23 protein-coding genes and 1 riboswitch are annotated in these 24,050 nt (G+C 63.4%); of the genes, 17 read left to right on the top strand and 6 right to left on the bottom strand.

What is annotated here, in order from left to right:
• Window positions 1–99 precede the first annotated feature (99 nt).
• A complete protein-coding gene (locus AAFF27_08265) occupies window positions 100–1,020 on the bottom strand; it encodes a LysR family transcriptional regulator (GenBank protein ID XAH25172.1) in 921 nt (306 codons plus the stop codon).
• Here AAFF27_08265 and AAFF27_08260 point away from each other — a divergent pair.
• The 8 genes from AAFF27_08260 to AAFF27_08225 all read left to right on the top strand — a co-directional run bounded on the left by AAFF27_08260 (window position 1,003) and on the right by AAFF27_08225 (window position 8,384).
• Complete coding sequence (locus AAFF27_08260; GenBank protein ID XAH25171.1) at window positions 1,003–2,028, top strand: amidohydrolase family protein; 1,026 nt, start codon at window positions 1,003–1,005, stop codon at window positions 2,026–2,028. The genes AAFF27_08265 and AAFF27_08260 overlap by 18 nt on opposite strands.
• 28 nt (window positions 2,029–2,056) lie before the next feature.
• Window positions 2,057–3,034 (top strand): tripartite tricarboxylate transporter substrate binding protein, encoded by a 978-nt coding sequence (locus tag AAFF27_08255; GenBank protein XAH25170.1) that lies wholly within the window; start codon window positions 2,057–2,059, stop codon window positions 3,032–3,034.
• 108 nt (window positions 3,035–3,142) lie between these two features.
• Window positions 3,143–4,378, top strand: a complete 1,236-nt coding sequence (locus tag AAFF27_08250) for an alpha-hydroxy acid oxidase (GenBank protein ID XAH25169.1) — start codon at window positions 3,143–3,145, stop codon at window positions 4,376–4,378.
• Between the two features lie 88 nt (window positions 4,379–4,466).
• Entirely contained in the window at window positions 4,467–5,390 is a 924-nt protein-coding gene (locus tag AAFF27_08245; protein XAH25168.1) for a tripartite tricarboxylate transporter substrate binding protein, read from the top strand.
• Window positions 5,391–5,394: 4 nt separating this feature from the next.
• On the top strand, window positions 5,395–6,147 hold the full coding sequence (locus AAFF27_08240) for a transporter substrate-binding domain-containing protein (GenBank protein ID XAH25167.1): 753 nt from the start codon (window positions 5,395–5,397) through the stop codon (window positions 6,145–6,147).
• A 171-nt stretch (window positions 6,148–6,318) separates the two neighbouring features.
• Window positions 6,319–7,578: an aromatic ring-hydroxylating dioxygenase subunit alpha gene (locus tag AAFF27_08235; GenBank protein XAH25166.1), complete on the top strand. Its 1,260-nt coding sequence runs from the start codon at window positions 6,319–6,321 to the stop codon at window positions 7,576–7,578.
• Window positions 7,575–8,054 (top strand): aromatic-ring-hydroxylating dioxygenase subunit beta, encoded by a 480-nt coding sequence (locus AAFF27_08230; GenBank protein XAH25165.1) that lies wholly within the window; start codon window positions 7,575–7,577, stop codon window positions 8,052–8,054. The genes AAFF27_08235 and AAFF27_08230 overlap by 4 nt, the downstream gene beginning before the upstream one ends.
• A 9-nt stretch (window positions 8,055–8,063) precedes the next feature.
• Window positions 8,064–8,384 (top strand): non-heme iron oxygenase ferredoxin subunit, encoded by a 321-nt coding sequence (locus tag AAFF27_08225; protein XAH25164.1) that lies wholly within the window; start codon window positions 8,064–8,066, stop codon window positions 8,382–8,384.
• Between the two features lie 110 nt (window positions 8,385–8,494).
• On the opposite strand, the gene AAFF27_08220 is transcribed toward AAFF27_08225, so the two are convergent.
• The gene (locus AAFF27_08220) at window positions 8,495–10,204 is read right to left on the bottom strand and encodes a thiamine pyrophosphate-binding protein (protein ID XAH25163.1); all 1,710 of its coding nucleotides are present in this window, start codon (window positions 10,202–10,204) and stop codon (window positions 8,495–8,497) included.
• Window positions 10,205–10,254: 50 nt separating this feature from the next.
• Entirely contained in the window at window positions 10,255–10,719 is a 465-nt protein-coding gene (locus AAFF27_08215) for an EVE domain-containing protein (protein ID XAH25162.1), read from the bottom strand.
• Between the two features lie 75 nt (window positions 10,720–10,794).
• Window positions 10,795–10,953: riboswitch (FMN riboswitch) on the top strand.
• A gap of 108 nt (window positions 10,954–11,061) precedes the next feature.
• On the opposite strand from AAFF27_08215, the gene AAFF27_08210 reads away from it, so the two are divergent.
• From AAFF27_08210 to AAFF27_08195, 4 genes are all read left to right on the top strand, one after another.
• Window positions 11,062–11,559: a 6,7-dimethyl-8-ribityllumazine synthase gene (locus AAFF27_08210; GenBank protein XAH25161.1), complete on the top strand. Its 498-nt coding sequence runs from the start codon at window positions 11,062–11,064 to the stop codon at window positions 11,557–11,559.
• A gap of 40 nt (window positions 11,560–11,599) precedes the next feature.
• The gene (locus tag AAFF27_08205; protein XAH25160.1) at window positions 11,600–12,250 is read left to right on the top strand and encodes a TetR/AcrR family transcriptional regulator; all 651 of its coding nucleotides are present in this window, start codon (window positions 11,600–11,602) and stop codon (window positions 12,248–12,250) included.
• 154 nt (window positions 12,251–12,404) lie between these two features.
• The gene (locus tag AAFF27_08200; protein ID XAH25159.1) at window positions 12,405–13,394 is read left to right on the top strand and encodes a tripartite tricarboxylate transporter substrate binding protein; all 990 of its coding nucleotides are present in this window, start codon (window positions 12,405–12,407) and stop codon (window positions 13,392–13,394) included.
• 291 nt (window positions 13,395–13,685) lie between these two features.
• A complete protein-coding gene (locus tag AAFF27_08195) occupies window positions 13,686–15,533 on the top strand; it encodes a tannase/feruloyl esterase family alpha/beta hydrolase (GenBank protein ID XAH25158.1) in 1,848 nt (615 codons plus the stop codon).
• A gap of 194 nt (window positions 15,534–15,727) precedes the next feature.
• On the opposite strand, the gene AAFF27_08190 is transcribed toward AAFF27_08195, so the two are convergent.
• Window positions 15,728–16,807 carry a porin gene (locus AAFF27_08190; protein XAH25157.1) on the bottom strand — a complete coding sequence of 360 codons (1,080 nt, stop codon included), beginning with the start codon at window positions 16,805–16,807 and terminating at the stop codon, window positions 15,728–15,730.
• 301 nt (window positions 16,808–17,108) lie between these two features.
• On the opposite strand from AAFF27_08190, the gene AAFF27_08185 reads away from it, so the two are divergent.
• Genes AAFF27_08185 through AAFF27_08165 form a run of 5 tightly spaced genes read left to right on the top strand, consistent with a single transcriptional unit; the run spans window position 17,109 to window position 22,400 of the window.
• Window positions 17,109–18,272 carry a Gfo/Idh/MocA family oxidoreductase gene (locus AAFF27_08185; GenBank protein ID XAH25156.1) on the top strand — a complete coding sequence of 388 codons (1,164 nt, stop codon included), beginning with the start codon at window positions 17,109–17,111 and terminating at the stop codon, window positions 18,270–18,272.
• 6 nt (window positions 18,273–18,278) lie between these two features.
• Window positions 18,279–19,463 (top strand): dihydrodipicolinate synthase family protein, encoded by a 1,185-nt coding sequence (locus tag AAFF27_08180; protein ID XAH25155.1) that lies wholly within the window; start codon window positions 18,279–18,281, stop codon window positions 19,461–19,463.
• 19 nt (window positions 19,464–19,482) lie between these two features.
• Window positions 19,483–20,499: an amidohydrolase family protein gene (locus AAFF27_08175; GenBank protein XAH25154.1), complete on the top strand. Its 1,017-nt coding sequence runs from the start codon at window positions 19,483–19,485 to the stop codon at window positions 20,497–20,499.
• A 35-nt stretch (window positions 20,500–20,534) separates the two neighbouring features.
• Entirely contained in the window at window positions 20,535–21,500 is a 966-nt protein-coding gene (locus AAFF27_08170; GenBank protein XAH25153.1) for a tripartite tricarboxylate transporter substrate binding protein, read from the top strand.
• A gap of 21 nt (window positions 21,501–21,521) precedes the next feature.
• Window positions 21,522–22,400 carry a sugar phosphate isomerase/epimerase family protein gene (locus tag AAFF27_08165; GenBank protein ID XAH25152.1) on the top strand — a complete coding sequence of 293 codons (879 nt, stop codon included), beginning with the start codon at window positions 21,522–21,524 and terminating at the stop codon, window positions 22,398–22,400.
• Here AAFF27_08165 and AAFF27_08160 read toward each other — a convergent pair whose 3' ends face one another.
• The gene (locus tag AAFF27_08160; protein ID XAH25151.1) at window positions 22,401–22,868 is read right to left on the bottom strand and encodes a carbon monoxide dehydrogenase subunit G; all 468 of its coding nucleotides are present in this window, start codon (window positions 22,866–22,868) and stop codon (window positions 22,401–22,403) included.
• A 147-nt stretch (window positions 22,869–23,015) separates the two neighbouring features.
• Entirely contained in the window at window positions 23,016–23,969 is a 954-nt protein-coding gene (locus AAFF27_08155; protein XAH25150.1) for a LysR substrate-binding domain-containing protein, read from the bottom strand.
• Window positions 23,970–24,050: the final 81 nt, after the last annotated feature.

Below are 24,050 nucleotides of genomic sequence, written 5' to 3'. Positions count from 1 at the left end.
ATGGATATTTATTTTTGCCCGAAACGCAGGCGTAGCTTGCCAATACCTGCGAGCCAGGCTCCAGTGTATTCAATCAGCCGCATTATTCCCGGATTCCCATTAATTTTCGGATTGGCTCTTATTGCGATCCAGGGAAAAATCGCAGCAGTCCGACGCAATGAAAGCGATATTCTTGCACAGCTCCACTGGTCCATCCACACGGTACATGGCGCTATATGAAATCGAGGGAAGCGGCGGATCCGATCTAACGGCCACCAACTTGCTGCGCTCGGTCAGGGACAGGAAATAAACCGGCAGGTTTGCAATCCCCAGGCCGGCCATGGCCATTCCGCTCAGCGCGGAGTTGCTATTGCTCGATAGATGCTCTCTTGGCACTACGCCGTGGCCTGCCATCCACTGAAGCACCAGATCCCCGATATATGAATCTTCATTCAAGGTCAGCACGACCATATCCTGAAAAGCCGCCAGGGGAAGCGGGCCTTTTGCCGAGTGGATATCAGAGCTAGCCATCCATACCTGTTCCGATCGACCAATATCCTTCTGAACGATACCGTTCGTGCTTTTGTGAGCTGCAACGCCGGGGACGATTATCAGGTCAACCTCCGCGGCGGCAAGCTGCCTCTTCAAATTGACGCTCGAATCTACCCGCGGCACCAAGGTGACGTGTTGGTATTTCAACTTAGAAGCCGCCATGAAGGCAGGCAACCAGGTAAGGGCAATTAATTCGGTCACGCCTATCAGCAAGCGCCTTGAGACTGGCCTGTCAGCGAGCATGAATTCTTCGAGAGCCATGTGCAAACGAAGAATTTCAGAACTCCTGGCCAATACCTCACGCCCCCTGTCGGTAAGGCGGGCGCTTCGCCTCGTCCTATCGAAAATCTGGAGATTGAATGCGGCCTCCACCTCCTGCACCCTCTTGGAGATGGCGGCCTGTGACGTGCACAGCTTTTCGCCCGCCAACTCGAAGCTACCCAGTTTCTCAACCCAGTAAATGGCCTCCATTTGTTTGATGGTCAGCATGGCGAAATGGGCCCTTGGAATTTCAATAAGAAACCCATAACAAAAAGTTATGAGAATTCACAAAATTATATCGCTTTTTATTTTCATTGGCAAACCATAGGATCCATCAGACCTGAAGACTTTCATAAATTCGTACAGCCGTTTATGCCCACCCTTACCCCCGCACCAGACGGGCGCCCAAGAAAACCCGCATTTTTGCTACCTCCAGGCGCAATCGATTCGCACTTTCATGCTTTTGGCCCACCAGAGAAATATCCATTTCATCCGCAAAGCAAATATACGAGCGAGCGCTCATCGATCGACGAATATTTTCATCTGCAGACTGCCCTTGGATTATCCAGAGGAGTTTTTGTCAGCGGCGGCGGCTATGGACCTGATTTCCGCTACCTTGCCGACACCTTGAGGATTCACAGCGATCGCCTGCGTGGCGTAGCACTGCTTCCTGAGAACGTGAGCACCGCTGACCTGAAGCAGCTTGACTCAACAGGGGTGCGTGGCGCCCGCTTTGCCAGCCCCGCCCATGGCGGCGTTATGCCGGTTTTCTCTAAAAAAGTGGCCCGGCTTGTTGCCGATTTCAATTGGCATATCCAGTACTACCCACATGCCAGCGACTTCATCGACATGATTCCGAAGTTGATGGATTTGCCAAATATTATTGTATTGGACCATTTTGCATCGATACCCGCCGCAGGCGGGGTTGGCCAGCCAGCATTCAAGATGCTATTGAAAATGCTGGATACCGGGCGCGTCTGGGTCAAATTATCCGGGCCAATGCGCTGTACAGAAAAAGAGCCCCCGTACAGAGATCTCACACCAATCGCGCGTGCACTGGTTGCTCACGCCCCCGACCGCCTCGTGTGGGGCTCCGACTGGCCTCATGTGAATATGAATGGGAGAACCATGCCAAATGATGGCGATCTTCTAGATGAGCTGGCCGACTGGATACCCGATGAGAACCAACGCAACAAGGTGCTGGTAGAAAACCCGTCCAGACTATACGGATTCTAGATAAATAAATAATCAACGGAGACAAACAATGAATATACCAACCGCCCTGCATAAAGCCATAAATATAATTTTCATTGCCGTGGCAACCATGCCTCTGGCGCTGCATGCGCAAGCCATCTATCCGGCGCGCCCCATAAAACTCGTTGTGGGATTCGTGGCAGGAGGCCCCTCGGACGTGCTGGCCCGAATCATTGCGCACGAACTCAATACAAGCCTCGGCCAGGCGGTCATTGTCGACAACCGCCCAGGCGCCGATGCGAATATCGCCATGGAAACGGTTGCCCGGTCGGCGCCGGACGGCTACACGCTCATGCTTGCGCAGAGCGGCATGACCATTAATCCGGCCATGTACTCCAATTTCAAGCTGAAGCCCGACAAGGACTTCACACTCATCGGCATGATCGGCGAGGCTGCCAATGTTCTCGCCGTGAGCAGCAGCGTGCCCGCCCGGTCGGTCGCGGAATTGATCGACTACGCCAGGAAAAATCCAGGTCGATTGAATTTCGCGTCAAGTTCCAGTCCGACGCGCCTGGCTTCAGAGATGCTCAACAGCATGGCCGGGACAAAGATAGAAATGGTTCCCTACAAGGGCACCCCTCCGGCCATTACCGACCTGCTGGGCGGAACAGTGCAAGTGATGATCAGCAGCATCACCACCTTCCAGCCGCAGAAGCAGGATCCACGTCTGCGCTTCCTCGCCACGACCGGAAGCACGCGTTCAGCCCTCTTGCCTGAATTGCCAACGGTCTCGGAAAGCGGCTTGCCGGGATATGACGCAGTGACGTGGTACGGACTGGCCGGCCCGGCCAATCTTCCCGCCCCGGTGGCGCAAAAGCTTGAGCGGGCGTTGGCAGCCGCGCTGGTCAAGCCGGAGGTGCTGCGGCAGTTGGGCAATCTAAGCATCAACGTCACGCGAAAGAACCCAGCAGAAATGGCTGACTTTCTTCAACGCGATCTCGCCAAGTGGACCGATGTCGTTACGAAATCGGGCGCGAAAGTTCAATGAACCCAGCGGATTGAAAGCATTTCAATCCGACCAAACGCCACCCCCGCCTTCTTCGACCCTGCCGTCATATGAGTAACGGCCAGGAGTGGAATGCCGCATCTGAACCCCATGGCAATGAAGAAACAAAACCTCTCGGACGCTCCTCGTGAATTGAATCCCCTGGATGCAGCGAGGAATTTCAGCCCGGCCCTGAGAAGCATGCTGTCTCTTGCTGATTTTGATGAGGCAGCTCGAAAACTCCTGCCCACGCCGCTCTACGCCTATGTGTGCGGCGGGGTAGAAGACAACCGCTCGCGCCAGGGAAATCTGGACTCATTTCTCGGATATGAGTTCCAGCCCCGCGTTCTTACCGACGTTTCCCGGCGCACAAGCACAACGACGCTATTGGGAAAGCGCTATAGCGTGCCCTTCGGAATAGGCCCCATGGGTATTTCGGCATTGATCGCCTATGACGGCGACAGGGTGCTTGCCAAGGCTGCGGCGGCGGAAGAAATACCCATGGTATTGAGCGGAGCATCACTGACATCAATGGAAGATGTCTTGCAGGCGGGCCAAGGCCACCCCTGGTTTCAAGCCTATCTTCCGGGCGACAAAGGAATGATAGAGGCCTTGGCCAGCCGCGCGGAAAAAGCAGGATACGAAAATCTGGTGCTTACCGTGGACACCGCGGCGCGGGCGAACCGGGAGAACAATATCCGTGCGGGCTTCTCTACTCCGTTGCGCCCGAGCTTCAGGCTTGCCTATGAAGGTGCCACCCACCCGCGCTGGCTGATAAATACATTCTTCAGAACACTTCTGAAGTCTGGAATACCCAGCTTCGAAAACACAGAAATGGGACGCGGGGTTCCCATTATCTCGACACAGGCGACCCGCCAATTCAATCGTGACAACTTGAATTGGGAGCATGTGGAATTCATGCGCAAGGCTTGGCGCGGCAACCTGATTCTGAAGGGCATATTGCACCCGGAGGATGCCCGCAAGGCCGCGGCGCGGGGAGTCGACGCCATCGTTGTCTCGAATCACGGCGGCCGGCAGCTCGACGGCGCGGTGGCGCCGTTGAAGGTTCTTGAATCCGTCGCGGCAGCCTCGGGGGCAATGGCCGTTATCTACGACGGCGGCATTCGGCGGGGCGGCGATGTGCTTAAGGCATTGGCGCTTGGTGCGAATTTTGTATTTGTGGGCCGACCGTTCATCTATGCAGCTGCCGTGGCTGGCGAAGCCGGCGTCAGGCATTGCGTCTCGCTCCTGAAAGAAGAGGTGCGAAGAAACATGGCATCCCTGGGCATTACGAGCATCGCCCAAGTAAACAAATCCATCCTATTGCCATCGGACCACCTTCGCTAATTTTAAATAAATGGAGACCAATATGAAAACGAATAGGCGCAACTTTATATCAGCTTTAGTGGCAGTCGTATCGACCATGCCCTTCTCGATGCAATCCGCCATTGCAGCGGGGTATCCGGACCGGCCGGTGCGCATCGTCGCGCCCTATGCGGCGGGTGGCACGACGGATTTCATCACTCGATTATTTTCGCAGAGCCTGCAGCATGAGCTAGGTGGGAGCTTCATCGTTGATAACCGGCCCGGCGCCGGAGGAAATATCGGCAGCAATATGGTGGCAAAGGCGCCGCCGGACGGCTACACCCTGCTAGCGGGATCACTCTCTACGTTTGCGCTGAATGCCGCGGTTTATTCCAACCTGGGCTACGACCCGCTGACTGATCTGATTCCGGTTGCGATCACCACCATCGTGCCGGGCGCCATTGTGGTTTCTCCGTCGCTGGGCGTGCATGACTTGAATGGTCTGGTGGCCTTGATGAAGGCAAATCCGAACAAGTTCAACTATGGATCTGCGGGCAATGGCACTTCCAGCCACATCGCGCTGGCCCTGTTCCTGGAGCAGACAGGAACGCAGGCAACCCATGTCCCATATAAAGGTGTATCCCAGGCGGTTGTCGATCTGCTTGCCGGCAACATTTCAATTCTCTTCACGTCGCCAACGACAGTTTTGGAGCACGTCAAGCAGGGCAAGCTTATAGCGCTGGCATCCGTTTCCCCCAAGCGCCTGAAAGCCTTGCCGAATGTGCCAACAGTTTCTGAAGCGGGATTCCCGAAATTCGATGCCTATTCATGGAACTGCCTTTTCGCGCCCAAAAACACGCCAAAGAAAATCACCGATGCCATTTTCAAGGCAATCGACAAAGCCTTGAAAGATCCAGGCGTCCTGCATCGGCTTGAAGAACAGGGGATGTTGCCAGTCACGCAGCAAACGCCGGAATCAACCGTGAACTACACGCGCAGCGAATATGCCCGGTGGGTTCCATTTGTCAAGAGCATGAATATCAGGACAGAGTGATAAAATGACCATCTTGCAGAAAGTTGCCGTCCAGCCAGGCCTGACCGAAGCAGTACGCCTGGCGCTCGCCCCTACTGGCGTGTTGCGGGTTGGCGTATATCGGGGCAGTCCTTCTTCCTATCTTCCAGACACCGACGCCGAACGGGGCGTGGGCTTCTTGATGGGACGTGCGTTTGCCGAATATCTCGGCGTCCCGTTCGATCCAGTCGTGTTCCCGAAGAATGCCGAGGTATTGGCGGCGCTGGAGCACGGCCGGCTGGACCTGGTTTTCACGAATGCAACGGCCGACAGGGCCCGGGCCATGGATTTCTCCCCGCGCCTGCTGGACGTGGAGAAAAGTGTGCTGGTGCCGCCAGGATCGGCCTATCCGAGTCTGGAATCACTAAGGGGCGTGCCGGCTCGCATCGGGATCAACGTGGGGAGCACGACCGGGGCGGAGTTGGCCAAGGTTTACCCATCTGCCCGCCTGATTCCCGTGCCCACCTTGCAACAGGCTGCGGACATGCTGGACAGGAAGGAGCTTGATGGGTTTGCCACCAACAAGGCCATTCTGTTTGAGGTGGCGGACAAGGTACCAGGCTCGAAAGTGCTTGCCGGTGCATGGGGCCTGGAACATTTCGCGCTCGGCATCCCCTTGAGGCGCGATGCAGGGCGCAGCATCCTGACGCGCTTCGCCCACTTCGCGCTGTCTAGCGGTCTATTGCACGACGCCGTGCTTGCCTCGCGCCTGCGAGGTACTGTGGCGCCCAACTCCTAGCCCAGACGTGGCGGGGATTTGCAGCGCCGCCCTGGGCATGGGCCGGCAAAGCCGACAGGCAAGGTGTGGTCTGCATTATTCACTGCAGTGATATAGCCAATTCACGAAATTCTATTGGCCAATGCGGCGGGGCTGCGCATCATGGGACAGCAACAACAAGAGACAAGCCCCATGACCGACCCAATCGCCGTGTTCCCCACGGCCCTGCGCTGGGAAGACGAGAACACCAGCCGCATCCCCTTCATGGCCTATACCGGCCCAGAGCAGCACCAGCGCGAGCTGGAGCGCTTCTTCTACCGCGCGCACTGGTGCTACGTGGGCCTGGAGGCCGAGATACCGCAGCCGGGCGACTTCAAGCGCAGCGTGGTGGGCGAGCGCTCGGTGATCATGACGCGCGCCGCCGATGGCGCGGTGCACGTGGTGGAGAACGTCTGCGCGCATCGCGGCATGCGCTTTTGCCGCGAGCGGCAGGGCAACAGCAAGCAGTTTGTCTGCCCCTACCACCAGTGGAGCTACACGCTGGAGGGCGACCTGCAAGGCGTGCCTTTTCGCCGTGGCGTGAAGCAAGACGGCAAGGTCAACGGCGGCATGCCGGCGGACTTCAATACCGCCGAGCATGGCCTGAACAAGCTCAAGGTGGCCGTGCGCGGCGGCGTGGTGTTTGCGTCTTTCGACCATGACGTGGAGCCGCTGGAAGACTTCATGGGACCGGCCATCCTGGGCTACTTCGACCGGCTCTTCAACGGCCGCAAGCTGAAGATCCTGGGCTACAACCGCCAGCGCATTCCAGGCAACTGGAAGCTGATGCAAGAGAACATCAAGGACCCGTACCACCCGGGCCTGCTGCACACCTGGTTCGTCACCTTCGGGCTTTGGCGCGCGGACAACAAATCCGAGCTGAAGATGGACGCGCACGGCCGCCACGCCGCCATGATTTCCACGCGCGGCCAGGCCGGCAAAGCATCGCAGGTCACGCAGGTGTCGAGCTTCAAGGAGAGCATGCAGCTGAAGGACCCGCGCTTTCTGGACATCGTTCCTGAGCCTTGGTGGAACGGCCCGACGGCGGTGATGATGACGCTGTTCCCCAGCGTCGTGCTGCAGCAGCAAGTCAACAGCGTCTCGACCCGCCACATCCAGCCGGTGGGCCACGGCGCTTTCGATTTTGTGTGGACGCACTTTGGCTTTGAGGACGACAGCGAAGAGATGCAGCAGCGCCGCCTGCGCCAGGCCAATCTGTTTGGGCCGGCGGGCTTTGTGTCGGCTGATGATGGCGAGGTGATCGAGTTCTCGCAGCAGAGCTTTGAGAGCAAGCCCTACCACCGCACGCTGGCCGAGCTGGGCGGGCGCGAGGTGGGCGATACCGACCACATGGTGACCGAGACCTTGATTCGCGGCATGTACCGCTACTGGCGCCAGGTGATGGAAGCATGAAGCTCGACGCCAACGCTTACCTGGAGCTGGCGCAGCTCTACGCCGACTACGCCCACGCCGTCGATTCCGGCAATTGGGACCTGTGGCCGGCCTTCTTCACCGAGCAGTGCAGCTACCGGCTGCAGCCGCGCGAGAACCACGAGCGCGGCCTGCCGCTGGCGACCTTGTCTTTTGAGAGCCGCGGCATGCTGGAAGACCGCGTCTACGGCATCCGCGAGACGCTGTTCCACGACCCCTACTACCAGCGCCACGTGGTCGGGCTGCCGGTGGTGCGCGCGGTAGACGCGGATGGCGCCATCCACAGCGAGGCCAACTACGCGGTGTTCCGCACCAAGCTCGACCAGCCCTCTACCGTGTTCAACGTGGGCCGCTATATCGACACCGTAGTGCGCACGGCGGAGGGTCTGAAATTCTCCAGCCGGCTGTGCGTTTACGACACCGAGTTAGTGCCCAACTCCATCATTTACCCCATCTAAAAGCCGCCCATGAGCACACTGACCTGGACCGATGCCGCCGCGCTAGACGAGCTGTTTCCCGACGAAGTGATGGCACTGGACTTCGAGGGCGGCCACGACATCGCCTTCTACCGCCTGGGCGATGAAGTCTGGGCTACTGCCAACACCTGCACCCACGGCCGCGCCCGTCTGTGCGACGGCTTTCTGGAGGGCCATGAGATCGAATGCCCGCTGCACCAGGGGCGCTTCGACATACGCAGCGGCAAGGCGCTGTGCGCGCCGCTCACCGAAGACCTGCGGACCTACCCGGTGAAGATCGAAGAAGGCCGGGTGTATGTGGTGCTGGACTGATGCCTCTGCAGCGCACTACTAAATAGATAGCATATAGCCCAGGCAGCACCTTGATTTCAGATACAAAACTATCTGAAATGCAGGAACGGCCTGGGCATATAGCTATCTTTTTATGGATGACCGACCTGCACCAGCGCCTTCTGCGTGATGGCGCTGAGCGTGCCGCGCGTGGTGATCACCTCTGGGTCCAGCGGCACCAGGATCAGCGTGCCGGTGTCGCGCGCCAGCGCACGCAGCAGCGCGGGCTCGAACTCTTCCGTGCGCACCACCTTCTCGGCCGCGTAGCCGTAGGCCTGGGCCAGCAGGCAGAAGTCGGGGTTGTGCAGGCGCGTGCCGCTGTTGCCGCCGACGTGGGTCGGGTACTCGCGCTCCTGGTGCATGCGGATGGTGCCGAACATGCCGTTGTCCAGCAGCACGATGATGCTTTTGCCGCCGTGCTGCACGGCGGTGGCCAGCTCTTGCCCGTTCATCAGAAAGTCGCCATCGCCGGCAATCGTGAAGGCGGTGCGGCCGGTGGCAATGCTGGCGCCAATGCCCGCCGGCACGCCATAGCCCATGGCGCCTGATGTGGGCGCGAGTTGCGTCTTGTGCCCCTTGGCAATGCCGTGGTGGCGGAAGAAGCGGTGCACCCAGCTGGCGAAGTTGCCGGCGCCATTGGTCAGCACCGCATCGGTGGGCAAATGCTTTTGCAGCGTGGCGACGATGGCCGGCATGTCGATGTCGCCCGGCAGCTTCTGCGGCTGCAGGTTGCCCAGGTAATCGGCAGCAGCGGCGCGTGTCCAGTCGGCCCAGGGCACGGTCTTGGGTGGCGCCAGCGCAGCCAGCGCGGCGGCCAGCGGCGCGGGGCTGGCGTTGATCGCCAGGTCGGCCTGGTAGACGCGGTTCAACTCATCGGCGCCAGCGTGCGCATGCACCAGCGTCTGCACCGGGCGCGGCGCGGCCAGCAAGGTGTAGCCGCCGGTGGTCATCTCGCCCAGGCGCGGGCCCAGCGCCAGGATCAGATCAGCATCGCGCACGCGCTGGGCCAGCGCCGGGTTGATGCCAATGCCCACGTCGCCCGCATACAGCGCGTGGTGGTTGTCAAAGGTGTCCTGGAAGCGAAAGGCATTGCCCACCGGCAGTTGCCAGGCCTCGGCAAAGCGCTCCAGGTCTTGCGCGGCGGCCGGCGTCCAGCCCGGGCCACCGGCGATGACAAAGGGGCGCCGGGCCTGCAGCAGCAGCTCGCGCAGGCGGGCGATAGAGCCGGCATCGGCACCAGCGTGCACCGCTTCCACGCGTGGCAGCGGCAGGGCATCCACCGTCTCGCGCAGCATGTCTTCGGGCAGCACCAGCACCACCGGGCCGGGGCGGCCGGCCATGGCGGTGGCGAAGGCGCGGGCGATGTACTCGGGGATGCGCGAGGCGTCGTCAATGCGCTCCACGCGTTTGGCCATGCCCTTGGTGCTGGGGCCGAAGAAGCTCTGGAAATCCACCTCCTGGAAGGCTTCGCGATCACGAAAATCGCTGCCCACGTCGCCAATGAACAGCACCATCGGCGTCGAATCCTGGAACGCCGAATGCACGCCGATGGAGGCATTGGTCGCCCCCGGCCCGCGCGTGACAAAGCACACGCCCGGCCGGTTGGTGAGCTTGCCGTGGGCTTCGGCCATGAAGGCCGCGCCGCCCTCTTGCCGGCAGGTGACAAAGCGGATGCGGTCCTGGTAGGTGTGGAAGCCATCGAGCACCGCCAAGTAGCTTTCGCCCGGCACGCCAAAGACGTGGGTGGTGCCTTGTGCGGCAAGGCATTCAACGATCAGGTGTCCGGCAAGCTGACGGGTCATGGGGGTCTCTTGGGTATGGATGTGGAACGGGGGCCAACCTGGAATTATGTCTAGCCAATCAGCGCCTGGATCGCCTGCCATTGCGCCTCGGTCACCGGCGTGATCGACAGGCGATTGCCCTTGCGCAGCAACTGCATGTCGGCCAGCGCCGGTTGGGCGCGCAGCTCGGGCAAGGCCAGCAGGCGTGTCTTGCGCAGGGCCTGCACATCGACCAATTGCCAGCGCGGCGCGTCAAGCTTGGCGGCCGCGTCGAAGTAAGGCGATGCGGCGTCGAACTGGGTCGGATCGGTCTTGCTGGCCGAGGCCACGCGCGCCAGGCCGGCAATGCCCGGCTCGGCGCAACTCGAGTGATAGAACAGCACGCCGTCGCCCACCCGCATGCCGTCGCGCATGAAGTTGCGCGCCTGGTAATTGCGCACGCCGATCCAGGGCACGGTGCGCTCGGGCGCGGCCAGCGCGTCGTCGATAGAGCACTCTTCGGGCTCGGATTTCATCAGCCAGTATTGCTTTGCCATGGGTGAATTGTGTTGCCCTGCAGGATTGCAAAGCAAGGCCTACAATCCGTCCGCCTCGACATTCCATCGAGGCACAAGCGTTCTCAGGGCAGGGTGAAATTCCCTACCGGCGGTGATGGCGGGATCAAACCCGCACAAGCCCGCGAGCGCCGGCCGCCCGCCAGGGTGGCCGGGTCAGCAGACCCGGTGTGATCCCGGGGCCGACGGTCATAGTCCGGATGAAAGAGAACGCGCGCCGCCCGGCCAGGGCGCGGGCCAATGGCTCGCGCCCCGGCTGTGCCGGCCCGCGTACGCCCTGACTTTCTGGTCCACCCGATACACAGCAAGCCAACGGGCAATTCCATGAGTCAGTCTGACCAATCCTCCGCATCGTCCCCCCGCCTCTCGCCTGCGCCGCGCATTGCCTATGTGCAGGCCGGCTGGCATACCGACATCGTCGACTGCGCGCGCGACGCCTTCCTGGCCGAGACCGCGCGCCAAGGCGTGCCGGCCAGCGCCATCGACATCTTCAGCGTGCCCGGCGCGTTCGAGATCCCGCTGCACGCCCAGGCCCTGGCCCGCACCGGCCGCTACGACGCCATCGTGGCCTGCGCGCTGGTGGTGGATGGCGGCATCTACCGCCACGACTTCGTCGCCACCGCCGTCATCGACGGCCTGATGCGCGTGCAGCTCGACACCGGCGTGCCGGTGTTCTCTGCTGTGCTCACGCCGCACCACTTCCACGAGCATTCGGAGCACCGCGATTTCTTCCGCGCCCACTTCCGCGTGAAGGGTGCCGAGGTGGCCAATGCCTGCCTGCGCACCGTGGCGGGCCTGCGGGCGCTGACAGCCGCATCCTGAGGCTGGGCCGGCGCTATTCGTCATATGGTTAACTACGGGCATGGAAATACCCGATGACACCACCCCCGGCCCGCGCTCGCGCGACGCCGAGCGATCGCAGCAGGCCATCCTCGACGCGGCCACGGCCGAGTTCGCGCAGCACGGCCTGGCCGGTGCGCGGGTAGACCGCATCGCCGAGCAGGCGGGCCTGAACAAGCGGCTGATCTACTACTACTTCGGCAGCAAGGATGATTTGTTCCTGGCGGTGCTGGAGGCCTCATATGCGCAGATCCGCGCGGCCGAGCAGCAACTGCACCTGCAGGACATGCCGCCCGCGCAGGCGCTGCAGCGGCTGACGGAATTCACCTGGGACTACTACATCGCCCACCCCGAGTTCCTGACCTTCCTCAACAGCGAAAACCTGCACCAGGGCCGGCACCTGGCCAAGTCGCAGCGCGCCCAGGACGTGAACTCGCCCCTGGTCGAAACCCTGGGCAACATCCTGGAGCGCGGCCGGCAGGATGGCTCGTTCCGCGGCGGCATAGACCCGATGCAGCTCTATGTCTCGATTGCCGGCATGGCCTACTTCTACCTCTCCAACCGCTACACGCTGTCGGCCATCTTCGCGCGCGACCTGATGAGCCCCAAGGCGCGCCGCGAGCGCCTGGCCCATATGTGTGACGTGGTGCTGGGCTACGCACTAAGAACCTAGGGCCTGCCCAATTGACGCGGCCCACGCCGCGTTCCTAGAATCCGCCCAATTAACCAAAGAGTTAATTGAGCGGACAGATGGATGCGCCCGCCAGGGCGATCTCCCTTGTCTGCTCGTGTGCCGCTTTCACACGCGTCCAACCACAGGAGACAAGATGAACATCCACTCACACTGCGCGCGCGCCCTGCTGGCCGCAGCCCTTGCGGGCAGCGCCGCCCTGCCCTTTGCCGCCCTGGCGCAAGGCAGTTACCCGAACAAGCCGATCCGCGTGATCGTGCCCTTCAGTGGCGGCAGCACCACCGACATCATTGCGCGCGCCATCGCCGACAAGATGGGGCAGAGCATGGGCCAGACGCTGGTGATAGACAACCGCGGCGGCGCCAGCGGCACCATAGGCGCGGCCGCCGTGGCCGCCGCGCCGGCAGATGGCTACACGGTGATGATCCAGTCGTCCTCGCACACGGTGAACCCGTCCACCTTCGCCAAGCTGCCCTACGACACCACGCGCGACTTTGCCGGCGTCACGCCGATCTCTTCACTGCCCAATGCGCTGGTGATCTCGCCCGCGAAGAACATCAGGACATTGCAGGAGCTGCTGGCCACGGCGCGCGCCAAGCCGGGCAGCCTCAACTTCGCATCGGCCGGCCAGGGCAGCGCCACCCATCTGAACGCCGAGAAGTTCAAGATGGCCGCACAGATAGACGCCACCAACATCCCCTTCAAGGGATCGGCCGAGGCCGTGAACGAAGTGCTGGCGGGCCGGGTCGACTACTACTTCTCGCCGGTGGCGCCGGTGATCGGCCAGATCAAGGAGGGCCAGTTGCTGGCCCTGGCCGTGGGCTCGCCCCGGCGCTCGGCCGCGCTGCCCGACGTGCCCACCACCACCGAGGCTGGCGTGCCGGGCTCTGAGTTCAACTTCTGGATCGGCATGATGGTGCCGGGCAAGACGCCGCGCGACATCGTCAAGCGCCTGCACGACGAGGTCGAGAAAGCGCTGGCCACGCCCGAGGTGAAAGAGCGCTTTGCCCGCCTGGGCGCCGAGGCCTGGACGCTGCCGCCCGAGCAGTTCGACAGCTACATCCAGCAAGAGATACAGAGCAATGCGCAGTTGGTGAAGGCTGCTGGCATTGCCCAGCAGCAGTAGCGGCCCCGCTTGGCCGTAAAGCCTGGTTGTCGGTTTTCCGATATGGGGCGATAGCGCTTTGCTGACCCGGCCCGGGGGACCAAGGGGGCCGTCTTCCCGGGCCAGGGCGTACGAAAGCACGTGGGCGCCCGCATAAACATGAACTAAAGTTCATTTAATACTAGGGTTTCACCTAGTTAAATCGGGTTGATGATGCACTATTGTGCATTCGCCTTCCAGGAGTTGGCACCCACCGCGCTCCAGCCCAGCGTCCCACGACGAAACGTCCTTCGCCCCCTCCGGAGATCACCGATGACAACCGCAAATGTGCGTGATGCAGACGCAGCACGCGTCCGCCTCTCGCTCTTGTTCTCGCTCGCCGCCGTTTCGGCGCTCTCTGCCTGCGGAGGTGGAGATGGCTCGCCCGCTCCGGCGCCGGCGCAGACTGCGCTGGCGTGCGACGACTCGATGAAGACCGCGTTCAAACCCGATGCGAACACGACCGTCTTGCTTGTCAAGGCGTTCAAGAAAGGCGATCCGCTTGCACTCTCGGGAACGCCGGCTTCGCCAGCACCGCCGACGGCCGCAAACGACTTGTGCCTCGTCAAGCTGAACGTCGGCCCAGGCAACCCCGGACCCGCCAGTGCGCCTTCCACGTCGCCGGGCATCGGGATCGAGGTGTGGCTTCCGACAGCCGCCAACTGGAATGAACGCATCCACAACTTGGGCAACGGCGGCTGGGCCGGGGGCGTTCAAGGAGACATCACCCGCATCGATGGCGGGTCAGGAGCCGCACCCGGACTGGCGGGGACAGAAGGCTCGGCCGTCTCCAGCAGTGACGACGGCCACGCGGGGAGCATCCCCGCTCTCGATGCGTCTTTCGCCATGAACCCCGACGGAACCATCAACTCGACGCTCTGGCAGGACTTCTCGGAGCGAGCGCTCCACGAGCAGGCCGTCAAGACCAAGGCACTGGTCCAAGCCTACTATCTCCAGCCGCAGAAATATGCGTATTGGGATGGCTGCTCGACCGGTGGCCGCCAAGGCTACAAGGAGATCCAGAACCATCCCACGGACTACGACGGCTACCTGGTCGGCGCGCCAGCCTTCAACTGGAGCAAGTTCATCACCGCAGAGTTGTACCCGCAGATCGTCAACCAACGCGATCTGGATGGGGTCGGGCCGACCGCTGCGCAAGACGCGTTGGTCAGCGGATCGGCCGTCAGCGCATGCGACGTCGTCGGCGGCCAGCATCTGGGCTACGTGCAGGATCCCTCCGCGTGCGCGTACGACCCCACCAAGGACGCGTCCGTCCTTTGCGCAGGAACGACGGGCAATGGGGTCACCGGAACGAATGCGACCGCTGCATGCGTGAGCCCTGCCCTGGCGCGGGCGTACAACAAGTATTGGTTCGGCCAGACCTCCGACGGCTCTGCGCCAGAGCCAGCGGCCAATAACGGGTTCAACGCGTTTCCCACTGGCAACCAACTCTGGTTCGGGCTCACACGGGGCACGAACACCTTGTCCCTCGCCGGGCCCGCCGCGTTCCCCATTGCCAGCGACCAGGTTGCGCTCGAGCTGCAAAAATCGACCCTGGCGGGGCCGTTCTTCACCAATGCCACTGGCAACGGTGCCAACGGATGGATGAATCTCTCGTATGGCGCGTTGGCGAACGCGTTCGATCAAGGCATCAAGCTGCAGCCCTTCTTCGGCAACATCAACACAGACAACGCAGACCTGAGCGGGGTCAAGCAGTCGAAGGCAAAGATCCTGCACTACCACGGGCTGAGCGACGGCCTGATCTTCCCGCAGGGATCGATCAACTACTACACGCGGGTCGCCAACCTCGACGGCGGCTTTGCCAGCACGCAGCAGTACAACCGGCTCTTCTTGATCCCCGCAATGGGGCATTGCGGCGGGATCGGGTCGCAAAGCGGAACGGCCGGGCCGGCGGCGACCGTCAATTCAGTGCCCCTGCCGGCCACAGGCCAGCTGTATGCGGCGATGACGGACTGGGTGGAGAAAGGCACGGCGCCCGCATCGCTCACCATCAAGTCGGCCGACGCGAGCGCGAGCCAGCTGCTTTGCCCGTATCCGCAGAAGCCAACTTACAGCGGCAGCGGTGCGATCAACGCCACGGGAAGCTATGCCTGCAAGTAGCCGTTTGCCGGTTGCAGAAAGAGGCGCGTGCCTGGGCGCGCGGGAAGCGGCGCGGCGCTCCAGTGCGCGGGCCATGCCAGCATTTCAGGTTTGCCTAAATTTGTGGGCAAGCCAATGGCCCAGGTACCGCCTGGGCTCTGATAAATGGTTTTGCATTAGGCGGCATGCTTGCCCGGACATCGGAAAGACCTTGATCAGAAGCTGTGGCGGATGCCCAGGTCCAACCCGCTCCAGCCGGCGTTGGCCACCCCGGCCACGCCGCCGCCCGAAACCGCCGCGCCATTGCGGTTGCGGATGTGCGAAAGCGTGCTGTAGACCGCCGTGCGCTTTGACAAGTTGTAGACATAGCCCACGGCCAGTTGCGTGGCCTGGCGTTCGGTCGCCGCGTTGTTGTGGATGCGGCTGTAGGCCAGCGGGATGTAGCCCGCGCCCAGCGGCACCGTGGCGCCCAGCAGGAAGCCGGACGAGCGGTTGGGCGCGGCGATCTTGTCCTTGCGGTCCTGAAAGATCTGCGCCATGGGTTTGATGAAGCCCAGGTTGTAGGACGCAGCTGCGTTGGTGGTGGATACGTCGCCCGAGAACAGCGAGGTCTTGCCATGCGACAGCGCCACATCCAACGCGCCCGCGGCATAGCCGGCGCGAAAGCCCGCGTAGTTGCCATCGCGCTTGGTGCCATTGGCTGCGGCCGAGCCGTTTTCCCCCATGGCCACCATCGCCTGCCCGTAGAAGCCGCCCAGCCGGGGCAGAACGTAGCCGATGGAGTTGGAGGCGCGCAGCGCCGTCTGCACGGTCGACACCTGCGACAGATTGCCCTGGATGATGTTGGCCGCCGAGCCCGCGCCGGCGGTGCCAAAGGGATCGAAGAAGGTCAGGTTCCAGTAGGTCGGCGTGAAGTCCCGCCCCAGGCGCAACTCGCCCAGCGAGGTGTGCGCCAGGCTGACGGTAGAGCGCCGGTTAAACACCAGCGCACCGCCCGTGGCCGCCACCGTCTGGTTGTTGGCCGAGATGGCGCCGCCCGTGCCGGTGTCCACATTCAGCCCCATGTCCAGCACAAAGCCGGCAGACCAGCCGCCGCCCAGGTCTTCGGTGCCGCGAAAGCCCAGGCGGCTGATCTGGTTGCCGCCCGTGCCCAGCAAGCGGTTCACCGAAGCGCCGCCCTGGCTGGCGCGCTGCGCGGTGGCATCGACCACGCCAAACAGGCTGACCGACGACTGCGCCGCTGCGGGCAGTGCAATGGCAGTGGCCATGCCGGCCAGAAAAATCACCCTCTTCATCCTCGTCTCCTCTGTTGATGGCAAAAGTGCCTTGCATTCACACAATTAACTAAATGGATAATTGCGGCGCGAGCTTAGCCACCAAGCAGGTACAAAGACCTATAGAAAACCCTTTGAAGAAGGCAAATTTGTTCTTATCAGCAACGAAACATGGGGTTTGCGAGGACGAAGACGGATTGACTCTACAAATCCGGATGCCATACATTCACCATTTAGTGAATTAAGGCGAGACCTGGAAGCAATCGCCCCCTTCACGAAAGACCCGCATCCACCCCAGTTTCAACAGAGAGGCAGCTCCCTCATGGCCACCCAAAGACTCGGACTCATCATGCATGGCGTCACCGGACGCATGGGCATGAACCAGCACCTGATCCGCTCCATCTGCGCCATCCGCGCGCAAGGCGGCGTCACGCTGTCCAACGGCGACAAAGTCATGCCCGACCCGATCCTGATCGGCCGCAACGCCGAGAAGATGGAGGCGCTGGCCAAGAAGCACGGCATTGCGCGTTGGGGCACCGACCTGGATGCGGCGCTGGCCAACCCGGAGGACAGCATCTTCTTCGACGCCGGCACCACGCAGATGCGCCCCACGCTGCTGGCCAAGGCCATCCGCGCCGGCAAGCACGTGTACTGCGAGAAGCCGATCGCCACCAATCTGAACGAAGCGGTAGAGATCGCGCGCCTGGCAGAAGCCTCAGGCCTGAAGCACGGCGCGGTGCAAGACAAGCTCTTCCTGCCCGGCCTGCGCAAGCTCGACATGCTGCGCCGCGCCGGCTTCTTCGGCCGCATGCTCAGCGTGCGGCTGGAGTTTGGCTACTGGGTGTTCGAGGGCGACCTGCAGCCCATCCAGCGCCCGAGCTGGAACTATCGCAAGGAAGACGGCGGCGGCATGATCCTGGACATGATGTGCCACTGGCGCTACGTGCTGGACAACCTGTTTGGCGAGGTGAAGTCGGTCTCGTGCATAGGCGCAACGCACATCCCCAGGCGCTGGGACGAAGCCGGCAAGCCATATGAAGCCACCGCCGACGACGCGGCCTACGCCACCTGCGAACTGACCGGCCACAACGGCGAGCCGGTGATCGCGCAGATCAACATGAGCTGGGTCACGCGCGTGCGCCGCGATGACCTGGTCACCTTCCACGTCGATGGCACCGATGGTTCTGCGGTGGCCGGCCTGTCGAGCTGCCGCGCCCAGTCGCGCGTGGCCACGCCGCGCCCGGTGTGGAACCCGGACGAGAAGCAGACCATGAACTTCTTCGACCAGTGGCAAGAGATCCCAGACTCGCAGGCCTACGACAACGGCTTCAAGATCCAGTGGGAACACTTCATTCGCCACGTGGTCGAGAACGAGCCCTACAAGTGGACGCTGCCCGAAGGCGCCAAGGGCGTGCAGTTGGTCGAGGCCGCCCTGGCATCGTGGAAGGACCGCCGCTGGGTCGACGTGCCCGCACTGAAGGTCTGAAGCGCCATGCCTCTTTCGCTGAACCTTCCCGTTGCGGGCGGCACGCTCGCGCCCTATGCCCTGCGCGGCAGCGCGCCGGTGAAGCCCGATGCGGGCGTCAAGTTCAACCGCATCGCCTACTCGGCCGCGCACGTGGTCGCCGACCCGCTCGCGGCCATCGACCCATGGCTGCAATGCGCGGTCGACTGGGACGCCACCATCGCCTACCGCCGGCATCTGTTCTCGCTCGGCCTGGGCGTGGCCGAGGCCATGGACACGGCGCAGCGCGGCATGGGCCTGGACTGGCCGACCTCGCTGGAGCTGATCCGCCGCTCGCTCGACGCCGCCCAAGACGTGCCGGGCGCGCTGGTGGCATCGGGCTGCGGCACCGACCACCTGGACATCGACAGCGTGAAGAGCGTGGACGACGTGATCCGCGGCTACGAAGAACAGATGGCCGCCATCGAGGCGCTCGGCGGCAAGCTCATCGTCATGGCCAGCCGCGCGCTGGCCCGCGTGGCCAGGAGCCCGGCCGACTACGAGCGCGTGTACGACCGCATCCTGAGCCAGGCAAAGCAGCCCGTGGTGCTGCACTGGCTGGGCGACATGTTCGACCCTGCGCTGGCCGGCTATTGGGGCACGAAGGATGTCGATGCGGCGATGGACACGGCGCTGGGCATCATCGCGGCGCACCCGGACAAGGTCGACGGCATCAAGATCTCGCTGCTTGACAAGGACAAAGAGATCGCGATGCGCCGGCGCCTGCCAAGCGGTGTTCGCATGTACACCGGCGACGACTTCAACTACGCCGAGCTGATTGCCGGCGACGGCTTTGGCAGCGAGCCCATGCACGGCAAGAGCGATGCGCTGCTGGGCATCTTCGATGCCATCGCGCCCGCGGCCAGCGCGGCCCTCGGGGCATTGGCGCAGGGCGACGAGAAGAAGTTCCACGACATCCTCGGCCCCACCGTGCCGCTGTCGCGCCACATCTTTGCGGCGCCCACGCGCTTCTATAAAACCGGCGTGGTGTTCATGGCCTGGCTCAACGGCCACCAGAAGCACTTCACCATGGTGGGCGGCCAGCAAAGCACACGCTCGCTGCAGCACTTGGCCGAACTGTTCCGCCTGGCCGACGCCGCCAACCTGCTGCAGCAGCCAGCGCTGGCGCTGCAGCGCATGAAGACGCTGCTGGCCCTGCACGGCATCGACTGACATCCGCAAAAGGCACCTCATGAGAAAAATCGACAGCTACGCCCACATCTTCCCCAAGGCGTATTTCGACCGCATGGCCGCCATGGCCAAGGACAAGGGCGCCATCAAGCGCTGGCTGACCATCCCCGTGCTGTACGACCTGGACGCGCGGCTGCGCATGATGGAAGGCTTCCCCGGCTACCAGCAGATCCTCACCCTCTCCAACCCGCCGATCGAGCTGATCGCGGGCCCGGATGAATCGCCCGAGCTGGCGCGCCTGGCCAACGACGGCATGGCCAAGATCCGCGACGACCATCCCGAGCAGTTCCCCGCCTTCGTCGCATCGCTGCCCATGAACAACGTGCCCGCAGCGCTTGAAGAGATGGAGCGCGCCATCGTGCAACTGGGTGCGCGCGGCATCCAGGTGTTCACCAACGTCAATGGCCGCCCGCTGGACGAGCCCGAGTTCTGGCCGATCTTTGAGCAGGCCGTGCGCAAGTACGACGTGCCGGTGTGGATGCACCCCGCGCGTGGCGCCGGCATGGCCGACTACGCCAGCGAGAAAAAATCCAAGTACGAGATCTGGTGGACCTTTGGCTGGCCCTACGAGACCAGTGCGGCCATGACGCGCATGGTGTTCTCCGGCTTCTTCGACCGCCTGCCCGAACTGCGCGTGATCACCCACCACATGGGCGCCATGATCCCGTTCTTCGACGGCCGGGTCGGCCCTGGCCTGGACCAGTTCGGCTGCCGCACCTCGGACGAGGACTACGAAGGCCTGCTCAAGAGCATGGCCAAGCGGCCGGTCGATTACTTCCGCATGTTCTACGCCGACACCGCGCTGGCCGGTGGCCGCTCGGGCCTGCGCTGCGGGCTCGACTTCTTCGGCCCAAAGCAGGTGCTGTTCGCCACCGACTGCCCGTTCGACCCCGAGGGCGGCCCCATGTTCTTGCGCACCATCCCCGAGGCCATCGACTCGCTCGGCCTGTCGCAGGAAGACCAGGACGGCATCTACTTCGGCAACGCCTTGCGGCTGCTGAAGCTGCCCTGCTGCTAAGCCGCCCATACAAGAACAAAACGGAGACAAGCATCATGAAGAAACTGCTAGCCGCCCTGGCCCTGCTGGCCACCGCCCTCAGCCCCCTGGCGGCGCATGCGGACACCTACCCATCGCGGCCGGTCAAGATCATCGTGCCCTATGCCGCGGGCGGCACCGTCGACCTGGTGGCGCGCGTGCTGGCCCAGCAGTTGTCCGAGCAGATGGGCCAGCCCTTCATCGTGGACAACCGCGCCGGCGCCAGCGGCATGATCGGCAGCGAGGCCGCATCCAAGGCGGCAGCAGACGGCTACACGCTGCTGCTGCAATCGCCCACGCTCGTCGCCAATGCGCTGATGAGCCGCAACGTGCCCTACAACGTGACGCGCGACTTCACGCCGGTGGCGCTGCTGGGCTCCGTGCCCATGGTGCTGCTCGCCTACCCAGGGCTGCCGGTGCACTCGCTGCAGGACTTTGTCGCTGCGGCCAAGGCCCAGCCCAAAGCCTATTCCTTCGGCACCTCGGCGCTGGGCTCGCCCATGCACGTGGCGCTGGAGGCGATCAAGGCCGAGACGCAACTGCAGATCCCGGTGGTGGCCTACCGTGGCACGGCGCCGGCGCTCAATGACGTGTTGGGTGGGCAGGTCAGCGCCATCATCGACGCCATTCCGTCGTCTTACCCGCATATCACCAGCGGCAAGCTGCGCGCGCTGGCCGTGACCAGCAAGGCGCGCGTACCCTTGCTGCCCGATGTGCCCACGGTGGCCGAGTCCGGCCTGCCGGGCTTCGAGCTCGTAAGCTGGTACGGCCTGTGGGGCCCGGCCAAGCTGCCGCCCGAGATCGCCAACCGCCTGGCAGCCGAAGCCGCCAAGGCCATGAAGTCGCCGCTGGCCGCGTCCCGCCTGGGCGTGCAGGGCTTTGCCGCAGATGGTGGCTCGCCACAGGACTTTGCCGCCTACATCGCGAAGGAAAGCGCTACCTACGAGCGCATCGTGAAGAAGGCCAACATCCATATCGACTGAAACCCTCGGCTTCACCCCACCATGCGCGACTTCTCCCACGACCACCACTGGCTCTCGATCAACACCGCCACCGTGCGCCGCCAGCGTGGCACCGAGGTGCCGCTGGGCACCATCATCGACCAGTGCGCGGAGCGCGGCATCCGCGCCATCAGCCCCTGGCGCGACCAGGTCGCCACCGCCGGCCTGGAGCAGGTGGCAAAGCAACTGAAGGCGCACGGCATCGGCCTGTCGGGCTATTGCCGCGGCGGCTTCTTTCCCGCGCCCGATGCGGCCGGCCTGAAGGCCGCGCTGGACGACAACCGCCGCGCCATCGACGAGGCCAAGACGCTCGATGCGCCCTGCCTCGTGCTGGTGGTCGGCGCCCTGCCCGGCGCGCTCGACGGCAAGGCAGCCTACAAGGACATGGCCCGCGCGCGCGGCGAGGTGCGCGACGGCATCGCGGCATCGCTCGAATATGCGCGCGAGGTCGGCATGCCGCTGGCCATAGAGCCGCTGCATCCCATGCAGGCAGCCGATCGCGCCTGCATCAACACGCTGGAACACGCGCTGGACCTGTGCGATGAGCTTGACCCCGGCAAGAGCGGCATGCTCGGCGTGGCGCTGGACATCTACCACGTATGGTGGGACCCCAAGCTGCAACAGCAGATCGCCCGCGCCGGCCGCGAGCGCCTGCTGGCCTACCACGTGTGCGACTGGCTCACGCCCACGCGCGACCTGCTGAGCGACCGCGGCATGATGGGCGACGGCGTGGTCGAGCTGAAGAAAATCCGCGGCTGGGTCGAAGACGCCGGCTTTGCGGGCTTCAGCGAGGTAGAGATCTTTTCGCAGCGCGACTGGTGGCTTCGGAGCGCCAGGGAAACACTGGACACCTGCATCGAACGGCACCGCAGCGTGGTCTAGCTAACCCAGCCGCTCCGCCTTGTACAGCCGTGCCTGCAAGGCCGTATCGAAGCGCGCAAAGAATTTATCGGTCAGCGAGCGCGAGGCGCCGCTCAGCAGCCAGCGGCCGATCTGCGCCACCTTGCCGCCCACCTGCGCATCGACCACGTAGCTCAGCGTGCAGCCTTCGCCCTCTGGCGTCAGGGTGACCTGCGCACGGCCCTTGCCAAAGCCGGCGACACCGCCCTGCCCCTCGAAGTTGAGTGTGTAGCGCTGAAGGGGTTCAACATCCGTCAGCAGGATGCGGCCCGAGAACCTGGCCGACACCGGGCCGAGCTTGAGCAGCATGCCCACGGCGAAGTCGCCCGGGCCCGTGGCTTCGACCTGGTCGCAGCCCGGGATGCAGGCCTTGAGCACGTCGGCGTCATTGAGCGCGTCCCAGGCTTGTTGCTGGGTCGCGGCGATATAGCGGTTGCCTTGCAGGTCCATGGGCCTAGTGTCGCGTCAAGTGTGATGTGACGTGTGTGCGCGAAGGCATCGGCGTGCAGCGCAAGGCGTAGGCCGCCGCCCAGGCTAAAGCCTGGGCAAGGACTGCAACGCGGCGATGCGCGGCGAGGGCAAGTGCACGCCGGCAGATCATGCTTGACGCGACACTGGTGTCGTCTTCTTCGCCACGCTGCGCAGGCACTCCACCAACTGCTCGGTGCTGGGCGTGCGGCGGCGCCCGCGCAGGGTGATCAGGCCTACCGGCGGCGACTCCACCGGAATAGGCAGCGCCAGCACCTTGACCATGCCCAGCGACGCGAAGTGCTTGGCCACCGAGCGCGCCATGAAGGCCGCCGCGCCGCGCTTGCGCAAGAATTCCAGTTGCGCCAGGAAGGACGCCGTCTCCACGATGTCGGCTGGCGGCTGCAATCCAAAGCGGTAGAAGGTCTGGTCCAGCTTGACGCGCAGCGATGCCCAGGGCGGCGGCATCACGCAGGGGATGGCGGCCAGGTCGGCCCATTGCGGCCGGCGCTTTCTGGCCAGCGCATGCTCGGGGTGCACCACGGCCTGCATGGGCTCTTCGTACAAAGGCTCGGTCTCCAGATCGGGCGCGGCATAGCCGGGCTCCAGCCGGCCCACGAACAGGTCCAGCTCGCCCATGCGCAGCTTGGGCAACAGGCGGGTCAGGTCGCCCTCTTCCACCAGCACGGTGGTCTGCGCCGAACGGGCCTTGAGCAGCTCGACCGCGCGCGTCAGCAGCACCGGCAGCGCCACCACCATCGCGCCCACGCTGGTGCGGCCGGCTGCGCCGCTGGCCACGGCAGCGATCTCGTCACGCGTGCGGTCGTAGTCGGCCAGCACGGTGCGCGCAAAGCGCACCACGCTGTCGCCATAGGGCGTGGGCTCGGTACCGCGGGTAGAGCGCTCGAACAAGCGCAGGCCAAACATGCGTTCAACCTCGGCCAGGGTCTTGGACACCGCCGGCTGGGTGACCGACAAAAACTCCGCCGCGCGGCCCAGGTGGCGGAACTGGTCAAGGGCCACCAGCAATTGCAGGTGGCGCAGCTTGAGGTTGGAGCGCAGTACGCGGTCGATCTGGGTCATGGGGTATTGCGGGCTTTTGTCTTCATAACCAGATGGACATGAAGCCAGTCCGCTATTTCATTGGATGGCAATGATTGTCTG

It is taken from the genome of Xylophilus sp. GW821-FHT01B05 (genome assembly GCA_038961845.1).
Classification (GTDB): domain Bacteria; phylum Pseudomonadota; class Gammaproteobacteria; order Burkholderiales; family Burkholderiaceae_C; genus Xylophilus.
This window is presented reverse-complemented; position numbering and strand designations above follow the sequence as displayed.